This is a genomic window from Alkalicoccus daliensis (assembly GCF_900103955.1).
Lineage (GTDB): Bacteria > Bacillota > Bacilli > Bacillales > Salisediminibacteriaceae > Alkalicoccus > Alkalicoccus daliensis.
Genome location: NZ_FNIL01000004.1, coordinates 19365 through 31405 on the forward strand (window position 1 = coordinate 19365; position 12041 = coordinate 31405).

Annotated in this window: 12 protein-coding genes; 2 read left to right on the forward strand and 10 right to left on the reverse strand. The window is 43.8% G+C overall.

All coding sequences use genetic code 11. The annotated features are described in order from the left end of the window. Window positions 1-331 precede the first annotated feature (331 nt). Both BLP92_RS08175 and katG read left to right on the forward strand, forming a co-directional pair. A complete protein-coding gene (locus tag BLP92_RS08175; RefSeq protein ID WP_090842435.1) occupies window positions 332-1177 on the forward strand; it encodes a metal-binding protein ZinT in 846 nt (281 codons plus the stop codon). A gap of 399 nt (window positions 1178-1576) precedes the next feature. Beyond that, the gene (gene katG, locus BLP92_RS08180) at window positions 1577-3769 is read left to right on the forward strand and encodes a catalase/peroxidase HPI (RefSeq protein WP_090842437.1); all 2193 of its coding nucleotides are present in this window, start codon (window positions 1577-1579) and stop codon (window positions 3767-3769) included. A 78-nt stretch (window positions 3770-3847) separates the two neighbouring features. On the opposite strand, the gene BLP92_RS08185 is transcribed toward katG, so the two are convergent. From BLP92_RS08185 to BLP92_RS08230, 10 genes are all read right to left on the reverse strand, one after another. Further along, window positions 3848-4384: an RDD family protein gene (locus BLP92_RS08185; protein ID WP_090842718.1), complete on the reverse strand. Its 537-nt coding sequence runs from the start codon at window positions 4382-4384 to the stop codon at window positions 3848-3850. 37 nt (window positions 4385-4421) lie between these two features. After that, the gene (locus BLP92_RS08190) at window positions 4422-4985 is read right to left on the reverse strand and encodes a DUF4256 domain-containing protein (RefSeq protein WP_090842439.1); all 564 of its coding nucleotides are present in this window, start codon (window positions 4983-4985) and stop codon (window positions 4422-4424) included. 108 nt (window positions 4986-5093) lie between these two features. Then, window positions 5094-5555, reverse strand: a complete 462-nt coding sequence (locus BLP92_RS08195) for a GNAT family N-acetyltransferase (RefSeq protein WP_090842441.1) — start codon at window positions 5553-5555, stop codon at window positions 5094-5096. A 64-nt stretch (window positions 5556-5619) separates the two neighbouring features. Continuing rightward, window positions 5620-5967: a hypothetical protein gene (locus BLP92_RS08200; protein ID WP_090842443.1), complete on the reverse strand. Its 348-nt coding sequence runs from the start codon at window positions 5965-5967 to the stop codon at window positions 5620-5622. A gap of 232 nt (window positions 5968-6199) precedes the next feature. Beyond that, window positions 6200-7579 (reverse strand): ABC transporter substrate-binding protein, encoded by a 1380-nt coding sequence (locus tag BLP92_RS08205; protein WP_090842445.1) that lies wholly within the window; start codon window positions 7577-7579, stop codon window positions 6200-6202. Between the two features lie 26 nt (window positions 7580-7605). Continuing rightward, window positions 7606-8412 (reverse strand): carbohydrate ABC transporter permease, encoded by an 807-nt coding sequence (locus BLP92_RS08210; RefSeq protein ID WP_090842446.1) that lies wholly within the window; start codon window positions 8410-8412, stop codon window positions 7606-7608. Then, on the reverse strand, window positions 8409-9377 hold the full coding sequence (locus BLP92_RS08215; RefSeq protein WP_090842448.1) for a carbohydrate ABC transporter permease: 969 nt from the start codon (window positions 9375-9377) through the stop codon (window positions 8409-8411). The genes BLP92_RS08210 and BLP92_RS08215 overlap by 4 nt, the downstream gene beginning before the upstream one ends. Beyond that, window positions 9374-10501 (reverse strand): ABC transporter ATP-binding protein, encoded by a 1128-nt coding sequence (locus BLP92_RS08220; RefSeq protein ID WP_090842450.1) that lies wholly within the window; start codon window positions 10499-10501, stop codon window positions 9374-9376. The genes BLP92_RS08215 and BLP92_RS08220 overlap by 4 nt, the downstream gene beginning before the upstream one ends. 210 nt (window positions 10502-10711) lie before the next feature. Continuing rightward, a complete protein-coding gene (locus BLP92_RS08225; protein WP_090842452.1) occupies window positions 10712-11428 on the reverse strand; it encodes a glycerophosphodiester phosphodiesterase in 717 nt (238 codons plus the stop codon). Window positions 11429-11639: 211 nt separating this feature from the next. After that, window positions 11640-11990, reverse strand: a complete 351-nt coding sequence (locus BLP92_RS08230) for a DUF2200 domain-containing protein (RefSeq protein ID WP_090842454.1) — start codon at window positions 11988-11990, stop codon at window positions 11640-11642. Window positions 11991-12041 lie beyond the last annotated feature (51 nt).

Below are 12041 nucleotides of genomic sequence, written 5' to 3' on the forward strand. Positions count from 1 at the left end.
TTTTTTCCTTCGGCTGCCGCAGAAAAATCCCTCACTGTCCCTTCCTTTTGTTTTCCAGAGGAAGAACGAAATGGATGCCGGCGGGCGTTCTTCTCGCCAAAATCAGTCGGGAGCAAGCCCTGGGATTAGCCTCTGCGAAAGTGAAGCAGTATTACCAAAACTTTTATTTTCAAGGGAGCTAAATTATAAGGATAGTTCTCTATACCCGGAAAACGAAAAAGAAAATTCTCTCCTCAAAAATTTTAAAACTTTTCGTTGACGAATGGTAAAAACTGCATGTATAATCATAAATCGTAACAGTTACGATTTAAAACTAAAGGAGTGATGTACGATGAAGTTATCTTTTGTATCAGGAATAGGAACATTGGTATTGTCTGGCCTGGTAATTACAGGCTGCCAGTCATCTGAATCAGCTGACAACGCACCAGCTGCAGCGGAGGAGGAAAACGAACAAACAACAGCGGAAAATGCAGAAAACCAGAGCAACCAGCCAGAGGAAGAAAATGTACATACTCATGAAAATGAGCATGCGAATGAGGAAGACAACAATCATAATCATGCACATAATGATAATCACAGCCACAACCACGACCATAATGAGGAAGAACATGAACACAACCATGTACATGATGAAGAATCCCAGGAAATTTACGATGGATACTTTGAAGATGATCAAATCGAGGATCGGCCTCTTTCCGACTGGGAAGGCGACTGGCAGTCTGTATATCCGTTTCTGCAGGATGGGACCCTTGATGAAGTGTTTGCCCATAAAGCAGAAGAAAGTGAAGATATGACTGCTGAAGATTATAAAGAGTATTATGAAACCGGCTACGAAACGGATACAGATAGAATTGTAATTGATGGAGATACTGTCACTTTTTACGAAGACGGTGCAGAGTTTTCCGGGGAATATTTATACGACGGCTATGAAATTCTTACTTACGAAGCAGGAAACCGCGGCGTTAGATTTATTTTTGCACTTGACGAAGAATCTGAAGAACTTCCACAGTACATTCAGTTCAGCGACCACATTATTTCTCCTGAGAAATCTGACCATTTTCATCTTTACTGGGGTGATGACCGGGAACTGCTGCTGGATGAAGTAACGCACTGGCCTACCTATTACCCTTCTGAAATGAACGGAGACGAAATAGTTCATGAAATGATTTCTCATTAATTCTAAGGAATACCTCTTTATCTAATATGTTCAAGATCTCTAAAAACTGTATGGTTATCCCCACCCCCGTCAATTTTCAGGCGGGGGATTTTCTCATTAACGAATTGTAACCTGCGAAAATTTTTTCACTGCCGGAAAAGGATACAGATACTTCATACAAGTAATTTTTATCAGCACAGCCGGATATTTTCCTTGTATTCCCTGCAGTTCTCTTTTATTCAGATAAACATATCCAAATAAAAGTATTTTAATTTTTTACATCGTTTTGCTTTTTATTTAGCTCATAATTTATTATAATTATAATGTGAGAATAAATATTGTCTCTATATTACATTATCTTTAGAAGACGGGCAGGTGTTCGAAACCTGTTCTTCTCAAAACAGAAAGGGGTATTCATGTATGCATAGTAATGACAATGAGAACGTTGGGAAATGCCCGGTAACGCATCAGAGCTTACCTAGCAGACCTAAATCAGAAGCCACTACGAACAAAGACTGGTGGCCAAATTTACTTGATCTGGACGTTCTTCATCAGCATGGTGAAAAAACGAATCCACTGGGTACAGACTTTAATTATGCAGAAGAATTTCAAAAGCTTGATTATGATGCAATGAAAAAAGATCTTCTTGATCTTATGACAGACAGCCAGGACTGGTGGCCTGCAGACTACGGACACTATGGTCCATTCTTCATTCGTATGTCATGGCACTCCGCGGGTACATACCGCACAGGAGATGGCCGCGGCGGCGGTGGAAGCGGCTCTCAACGTTTCGCTCCACTAAACAGCTGGCCGGATAATGGTAACCTGGATAAAGCACGACGTCTGCTTTGGCCGATAAAGCAGAAGTACGGCAACAAGCTTTCCTGGGCTGACCTTCTTGTGCTTGCAGGAAACGTAGCAATTGAATCCATGGGCGGTAAAACAATTGGTTTCGGCGGAGGACGTGAAGACATCTGGCAGCCGGAACAGGATGTTAACTGGGGCCCTGAAAAAGAATGGCTTGGAGACGAGCGTTATTCTGGAGACCGGGAGCTGGAAAACCCACTTGCAGCTGTGCAGATGGGGCTTATCTATGTAAACCCTGAAGGTCCTAACGGCGAGCCGGATCCAGTAGGAAGCGGCCGCGACATTCGCGAGACTTTTAAGCGTATGGGTATGAATGATGAAGAAACAGTAGCACTTACTGCCGGCGGTCATACTTTCGGTAAAGCACACGGTGCGGTACCTGCAGAGCATCAAGGAGAAGATCCGGAAGCAGCTCCTATCGAATCTATGGGCTTCGGCTGGAAGAGTAACAGTGAAAAAGGAGAACACGGTCCTTACACACTTACAAGCGGAATTGAAGGTGCCTGGACGCCGACGCCTACAAAGTGGGACATGACTTACTTTGACGTACTCTTCGGTTATGAGTGGGAACTTACAAAGAGTCCTGCAGGCGCGTATCAGTGGGAACCTAAAAATCCTGATGAAAATCATATGGCACCAGATGCAGCGGATCCAAATAAGAAGGTTCCAATCATGATGACCACTGCCGATATGGCAATGAAAATGGATCCGGCATACGAAAAAATTTCCCGCCGCTTCCATGAGAATCCTGATGAGTTTGCGGATGCGTTTGCTCGTGCATGGTTTAAACTTCTTCACCGCGACATGGGTCCTCGTGATCGATATCTCGGTCCTGAAGTTCCAAAAGAAGAGTTTATCTGGCAGGATCCAATTCCAAAAGTAGACTATGAACTTACTGATGCAGATGTTGAAGGATTGAAAGAAAAAATTCTTGCTTCTGACCTCACCGTAAGTGAACTTGTAAAAGCTGCATGGGCTTCTGCGAGCACTTTCCGCGGATCTGATATGCGCGGTGGAGCAAACGGAGCACGCATTCGTCTTTCTCCACAGAAAGACTGGGAAGCGAACGAGCCGGAAGAACTTGCAAAAGTACTTTCTGTACTTGAAGGCATTCAAAGCGACTTCGATAAAGGAGTAAGTCTTGCTGACCTTATCGTACTCGGCGGAAGCGCTGCAGTAGAAAAAGCAGCAAAAGATGCTGGTTTTGCAGTGAAAGTTCCATTTACTCCAGGCCGCGGTGATGCTACACAGGAACAGACAGATGCAGAAAGCTTTGAAGTTCTTGAGCCGTATGCTGACGCATTCCGTAACTTCCAGAAGAAAGAGTATGCTGTATCTTCTGAGGAACTTATGGTAGATAAGGCACAGCTGCTTGGTCTTACTGCACATGAAATGACTGTACTCGTCGGCGGTATGCGCGTGCTTGGTGCAAACCACGGCGGTACGAAGCACGGAGTATTTACAAACCGTGTCGGTGAACTCACGAATGATTTCTTCGTGAACCTGATGGATATGGGTATTGAATGGCAGCCGCAAGAAGACGGCACTTATGAAGGTGTTGACCGTCAGACTGGCAACCTTGTGCGCACTGCGACGCGTGTTGACCTTGTCTTCGGTTCTCACTCTGTACTTCGCGGTCTTGCGGAAGTATATGCGCAGGACGACAACAAAGAGAAATTTGTAAAAGACTTTGTTGCTGCATGGGTGAAGATCATGGATGCTGACCGTTTTGACGTAAAGAAATAAAATAGTTTTAAATACAGACAGCCCCGTCAACAAAATGACGGGGCTGTGTTTTTTATTAATGCTTCGTTCCCCACAGCGTTAATTTTTATGTCGGTACGTACTTTTCACATGAGGAACTACCTCTGTTTTACAGAGAATATCATACAGTGCCTGCTTTTTCCTGGTAAATAGAGCAGTCAATATATATACAAAAATCAGGATGTAAATAGAAATGCCGAGAATAGTCAGATGCAGTGGTACGTTTCCTTCGATATACACCAAGCGGTAAACGAGAAAGTGTGAAAGCTCCCAAGGAAGAAATTTCAGCAGTACTCTGACAGCAGAGTGAGCAAAGGATAAAGGCTTTCCTTTGCTGTCCACCACCTGAATGTTCACCTTCTTTTTCCCAAAGGACTGACCGATAAGTCTGGAATCACCAATAATAAAGTAAAGCGATACAGGCAGGGTTACCAGAAGAATCCCCGTTAACTGCGCTGTTACAGCCGAGCCTTGAAAAAGCTGCTGCAAGGGAGGGAATACAAAAACAGTACCTGCGAAAACAGCTGCTAAATACAGCAGAATCCATAGATAATCGAAAAAGAACGCTTTTAATCGAAGTATAAATGACGCGTTCACCGGATCCCTCTCTCCCGCTTCTGACATGTTGAATGAGTCAGATACTCAACGAACCACGGAATCCTCTGGCTCCGTAGTAGGAATCTGCACCATTATGATAAATAAACACCTGTTCATAGCGGCAGTCACCGAAAAGCGCCCCGCCAAGCTTGCGAATTTCCCCCGGTGTTTCAATCCAGCTTGATGTTTTCTTATCCACATGTTCCAGCTTCTGAAGTGCTCGATACTGCTCTTCTGTCAAAAGCTTAATACCCATTTCCGCTGCCATATCCAGCGCATTGTTTTCCGGCTTATGTTTTTTTCGTGCTTCGAGTGCTTCCCGGTCATAGCAGACACTTCTGCGTCCTTTTGGGCTTTCTGCAGCACAATCGTAAAAGGCGTAAACGTCTTCCCACTCATCATAGTCAACAACATCGGGCTCGCCTCCCGTTCTTTCCATTTCATGAAGCGACCAGAGCTTTTCAGGGTGTGCTTCCAGCTTCTTTTGAATATCACTCCATGCTAAACCCGGATGGCGGTGTGTGTTATTTTCAAAGCGTTTTTTAAGTGAATCTAAAAATTCCTGCTGCTGTTTTTCTGAAAGATTATTTTTTAGCGACATAGTTTCTCCTCCTAATTATATTATTAAATCCTCTAAGCTTCATGCGCGCTTCTGCTTCAAAAGGAATCTATTTTTCTTTAGGAAAATCAATAAAATAGTACGCTGTCCTTACTTTTTTAAATAAATATCAAAGTGATAGACTTCTTCCCGATCTCCAAAAGATTCGTATAATGCAACTGCCGGAGCGTCTTCCCTGTCTGCCTGGATAAAAACTGCAGCCGCACCAATATTTTTCCCCTCTGCTATAAGGTACTTTAAAAGTCGCGCAGCAATTTTCTGCCGGCGGAAATTTTTATCAACAGCCAGATCATAAATGTAAATTTCACAATTTTCCTGTTCCATTTTTTCTATCACATAAGCTGTTAACCCTGCGACTACCTTTCCCTCAAATGAAGCTGTGCAGATAAACATGCTGTCTTTAGCCAAGTTTCTGAGGAGATACTTATCTGACGGTTTATTTCCACTGTATACTTCTTGGTCATTAAAAGCTTCTGCGTACAGCTGGTTTAGTTCTCTCAACTGTTTTACTCCTTCGCTGCTGCTTTTCAGACGTTGAAATTGAACAGCCATTTCCTGTCCTCCTTATATATTCTTTTTATAATGTGGCAAGTATGCATCTTCTCCTATATTGCACTTATTCCTGGAATAAATCCTGGTATGCCTTCCCAGATACAGCAGGGGAAAATGTTACAGGACAATCCGGGCCAACTTCTTCGCGCAGGCGTTTTGTTAACAGCTCTCCCTTACTGTTATGCAGGTGTTCCAGCTCTATTCCGTTGCTTGTCAATGTATCATTCTCCCAGTTGATCCATTCTCCATATTGGAGTGACCATTTTTCCAGATCAATTTTTAAACTCCTTGATACAGGCAAATCATCTACATTTAAATTAGCGCCGCAAATACTGCACCAAATTGGATCTGCCCCCACGTCCCCCTCTACTTTTAAACTGCATATTGTGTTGGTTTCACATAAACATTTCATTCTTCTTATCCCTCCTCCTTATAAAAGGCAGTGCTTTAATTCGGCAGTTTAACTCTGTTTTACTGACCAGAAAAATCATTTGATTTTGAATATATGGCTTACCCTATTTTCTAAAATAAGGATATCATGCAATCGTGATAAAAACTCACTAATATTGATACTATTTACACAAAAAATGCTGCCAGCAATCACTGACAGCATTCGTATATTTTTTATATAAAAAACTTTATATCTATTCCGAAGCTCGTTCTGATACTTCAATCGCACGGTTGGAGCCTTCGACTGCCATCTGCAGTGCATCCTCCGGAGAAGTTCCCTGATATAACTCCTCCAGCGAAGTAACTACCTGTTCTCTGGATTCCGGGAAGACAGTAATTAACGCTCCCTGTGTCGCACTGGAAGGAACGGTTGCCTGCAGCTGCTCAATCGGCACGCGCAGCTGTGGATATTCCTCATGCTCTCCTTCTACGACCGGCTCGTTGTAAGCTTCCGGATGCGTCGCAAAATAACCTGTGTTTACATGCCATTCCGCCTGTACTTCCGGCTGGTTAAACCACTTCATAAATTCCCAGGCGCCCTGCTGCTCTTCTTCACTGATGCCGCTTCCCATCCAGACAGAAGCGCCGCCGATTACCACCCCGTTCGGATCGATTTCATCTGCATGCGGAATAAAGGAAACGCCTACTTCAAATCCGGCATTGTTAATAGCATCTTTCGTTCCAGCAGAAGAATCCATGTACATTGCTACATTTTCCGTCTGGAAGGCAGCCCGCAGATCATCCCAGTCTCTGCCATAATATTCGAAAGTGCCTGCTTCATTCATTTCATTCAGCCACTCATAGGCGCGCAGTCCCTCTTCTCCTCCAAACAATACCTCTGTTGCATCAGCGGTTCGTCCATTCTCCTGATCTACGTAATCTGCACTCTGCGTCGCAATCAGCTGCTCGAAAAACCAGCCGTGTCCAAGCATGGAAAAGCCATAGGTATCTTCATCTGTCAGCTTCTCTGCTGCTTCCTTGATTTCAGAGAAAGTTCTCGGCGGGTTTTCCGGGTCCAGTCCTGCTTCTTCAAACATATCTTTATTGAAATATAAGGCTGGCGTAGAAGAGTTAAACGGCATGGAATAAAGCTCATCTTCCACCGTATAGTAGCTTAAGATGTTTTCTTCCAGCTGCGTCACATCATAGCCATCTTTGTCGATCCATTCCTGGACAGGCGTAATATAACCGCTTTCGATCATATATTTTGTACCGACTTCAAACATCTGCACGAGGGCCGGAGCCGTTTCTGTTCCACCGACAGTCCGGAATTGTGTTAACAGCTCTTCATAGGATCCCTGGTATTCAGGCGTGATATGAAATTCTTCCTGTGAAGCATTATAATCATCGACAAGAGCTTCGAGCGTATCGCCAAGTCCTCCGCCCATGCCGTGCCAGAATTCAATTTCCACTACCTCTTCAGATATTTCTGCCTCATTGTTAGTTTCTTCATCCACTTCTTCTGCTGAAGCTTCTCCTTCTGCTTCCGCTTCATTTGTTTCTCCCTCTTCATTACTTGCACATGCTGCTAATGTAAGCAGTGAAACACTCATAAAAAATAATGTCTTTTTCATTTTCTTCTCACCCATCCTATTCTTTTTTATTTAATTGCTCCCTTTGCCAGTCCTTTCTGCAGCTGCTTTTGCCCTGCAGCGAGAAGAATCAGCGTCGGGATAATTACCAGTATTACACCTGCCATTACAAGTCCCCAGTTCGTAGCCACTTCATCTGCCTGAAGCCGGCGCAGCCCAATCTGTACCGTGCGAACTGTATCGTTCGTTGTAACTAAAAGGGGCCAGAGATACATATTCCATGTAGTAAGAAACCCAAAAATCCCCAAGGTGACAAAACTTGTTTTTGCATAAGGAACAACGACTTTATAGAAAAACTGGAAGTTGGACAGCCCTTCTACCTGAGCGGCTTCATACAATTCCTGAGGAACTGTTTTAAAATGCTGCCGCAGCAGAAAAGTGCCAAAAGCCAGGGCAAAAAAAGGGATCGTTAATGCTAAATAGTTGTTCATCCAGCCAAGAGACTGAATCGTAAAGAAGTTCGGAATCATCGTTGCTTCCCAGGGAATCAGCAGTGTAGAAATAAAAAGCAGAAACACTGCCTGTCTTCCTTTAAATGGAATAAAAGCAAATATAAATGCGGCAAGTGCACTGACAATCAGCATTCCCAGCGTCGCCGTTGAAGCAACAATAAAGCTGTTCATTAAATAGTGAAGGATTGGCACCGAAACGAGAACGTCTCTGTAGTTATCCAATGTCGGACTGCTCGGCAGCAGCCGCCTGCTTAAAATATCTTCGCTTGTCATGAAGCTGACGGAGAAGGCATACATGATCGGAAAGAACATCACGAACGCCGCAAGCGTAAGCAGTGCATAAAGAATCATTTTTCTCTTCATTGATAATGCACCTTCTTTTCACCAAACTTAAACTGCAGCAGTGTAAGAAGAAGTACCGCACCAAATAGAATAATCGCCTGCGCACTCGCCGGTCCAAACTGATAATATATAAAAGCTTCTTTATAAATAGAATATATGATCAAATTCGTAGCTTCGGCCGGGCCGCCACCTGTTAAGATATCTACCTGTCCAAATGACTGAAAAGAATTAATAAAGGTGATCGTAATAATGAAAAAAAGTGTCGGGGAAAGCATCGGTACCGTGATTCTCCGCAGCCGGTAAAAATACCCTGCCCCGTCGATCCGGGCACTCTCATAAAGATGTTCATCGATATTCTGCAGCCCCCCAAGCAGGATCAGGAAAGAAAATCCTGTATTCATCCAGATCGTTGTAATCGCAACAGAAACAAGCGCCATCGTCGAATCCTGGAGCCAGGAAAGAGCCGGCAGGTTTATGGAGGTGAGTGCTGCATTTAATATGCCGGCAGTCGGATGAAACATAAACAGCCAGATGACTGCCGAAGCAGCTACACTCATTCCAAGCGTAGAAGCAAAGATCGTACGGTATAATCCGATTCCCCGTAATTTTTCATTGGCAAGCAGCGCGAGAAACAAAGCGATGATGACACTGGACGGTACTGTGTAGAGTACAAACAGCAGTGTTACTCCTACACTGTTTCGAAAAGCTGCGGACTGAAACAGATACGTATAATTCTCCCAGCCGACAAACGCTGATGCGGTCCCTTGAGCGTCCGTGAAGAAAAAACTCAAATACAAAGAATAAATCATCGGATAAAACATAAATACGGAAAACAACAAAAGTGATGGGAGAAGATATAAAAAAGCAATGCGGTAATTTCCCGTTTTCTGCCACCAGGTTTTTGTGGAGGCGACCTTGTATTTATCTATTGCATCCTGGACAGTAAGCGTTTTGGTGTCTAGTATGTCTGCCGCCTGCTGTTTCATATAGATGCCCCTCCCTGCACTGCAGCAGGCTTCCTTGCAACCCCCACCGATTCAGGCAGCATCTTCCCCGTTCTCCCATCAAATAAATGAATATGCTGTTTATTGATGTGAATAGTCGTTACCTGTCCTTTCTCGTAGTGCCACTGTCCCGGGATTTTTGCTTTCCACAAGGTTTCTCCAACTTCAAACGTAAGCAGTGTTTCATTGCCCAGTATTTCCACCGTACTTATCTTTACCGAGAGCTCCCAGTCGGTTTCCTGTGTTTTCGTGAGCAGGATATGCTCCGGTCGTACTCCAAGGTGCATTTTCATATTACTGCTGGCAGGAAGAAGAGTAAGCGAGTTATTATGATGCACTCTTAAGCTGCCATCCCGCTGGACTTCCGCTTCTGTGATATTCATCGGCGGCGCCCCGATAAAATTGGCGACAAACTCATTAGCCGGATTGTTATAAATATCCAGCGGCTTTCCTATCTGCTGCACTTCTCCATCTTTTAACACCATCATGCGGTCTCCCATTGTCATTGCTTCCACCTGGTCATGCGTAACGTAAATCATTGTAATCCCAAGCTTCTGCTGCAGCTGGCGGATTTCCGTCCGCATCTGTCCCCGGAGCTTAGCATCGAGATTTGACAATGGTTCGTCCATTAGACAAATGGGCATCTGGCTTACTACTGCTCTTGCAAGTGCTACCCGCTGCCGCTGTCCGCCGGAAAGCTCCCTTGGTTTTCTTTTTAAAAACTCTGTCATACCAAGCATATCTGTCGCTTCCAGACAGAGACGCAGTTGTTCTTTTTTGGGTACTTTTCTTACTTTCAACCCAAAGAGAATATTTTCTTCTACTGTTAAATGAGGATAGAGCGCATAATTTTGAAATACCATTGATATCCTTCGTCTGCTGGGCGGAGTATCATTCGCTGACTTCCCATGTATGTAAATTTCTCCTGCGGTGATTTCTTCAAGCCCTGCGATCATGCGGAGCATTGTACTTTTTCCGCACCCGGAAGGACCCACGAGCACAAAAAATTCTCCTGGCTGAATGTCTACACTTGTTTCTTTTACAGCAAAAGTTTGTTTATCATAGCTTTTAGATATGTGCTTCAGCTTCACACTTCCCTCTTCCATTACAAAACCCCCTGTTGATTGCTCTTTTTTCATCCTTCCTTAGCGTAAAGGCTGAATATTAATTCTATGTAGAGAGAAGATGAGATTACAGTAAATTTATGTAAATAAGTAATGGAGAATATTAACAATCATTTATATAATTTACAAAACTCATTTTATTGAAGGATAAAATAAAAAAACCAGCCTCCTCGTCAGAGACCGATTTCAAATTTATACTTTTATGAATTTGTTTCTTATCTGAACTGCAAGTGCTGGTTCATCTGTAATCACTGCCTGGCAGCCCGCTTCGATCAGTTTCTTAATTTCGTTTTCCTCATTCACTGTATAAGGGCGAAGCTTTACACCCGCTTGACTGAGGTATTTTATTTCTTCTAAGGTAAGCATGGGGTGATGAAAATGATATCCTGCAATAAAATTTTCTTCTAAATACTTCACCGGGTCGACTAACGTGCCCACAGTCAGCACTGCTTTTTCCATGCGGAAAGTTTCTTCTCCCAGCAGCGGAAGGACTGCATGGTCAAATGAGGAAATAATCGGTGGTTTTTGCTGAGGCAGTGCCTGTAACATCCGGATAATTTCTTTTGCTGCAATATTCCGGTCCTCCGGTGCATGCTTTAGTTCAATGTTTAACGTAATATTCTGGTGCTGCGCCCAGCGTAGTACCTCCTCCAGCCCAGGCACTTTTTGATCTTCCGATGCTGTAATTCTAGTAACTTCTTTCCACGTATGCTCCCGTACTCTCCCGCTTCCTTCCGTCGTCCGGTCCAGTGTTGCGTCATGCATCACCACAAATTGTTCATCCTTTGTCAGCTGTACATCCAGCTCTATACCTTCCGCTCCTGCAGCTGCTGCTTCACGAAATGCAAGCATCGTATTCTCCGGATACAGGGCTGAATAGCCACGGTGCGCAAAAATTTCTGTATGCATTTAAACATCTCCCCTTTTTGCTTTTATTAAGCATATCGCAAATGGAGCACTTACAATCCTAAGGTCTCGTTAAGTTTGTATAAATAATATGAAGTTAGTGAACCATTTACTACAGCTGCCATGGAAGGTATAAAGCTGCTTGCTTTACTGTTATATAAATAAACACCGGTTTCTCATGTTGGAGAAGCCGGTGTTCTGACTTGTGCAGTTCTTACTTACGCAAAATCTTTTCCATTTTCTTTCCTTTCGCCAGTTCATCGATCATTTTATCCAGGTAGCGGATTTCACGCATGATCGGCTCTTCAATTTCTTCCACGCGCACGCCGCAGATTACACCTTTAATTAAAGTCCGGGAAGGATGCAGTTCTGGGGCTTCTTCGAAAAACGTCTCAAAGTTAGTCTGTTTTTCCAGCTGCCCTTCCAGGTCTTCCTGGCTGTACCCGGTATGCCATCGAATAATTTCATCCACTTCTGCTTTCGTACGGCCTTTTCTTTCCGCTTTATTAATGTAGTGTGGATAGACGCTCGCAAAGCTCATCGTATAAATTTTATGTTTCGTCATCCTATACCCTCATTTCACGAGAATTTCGACACAGGATTTTTATCTCCAGAA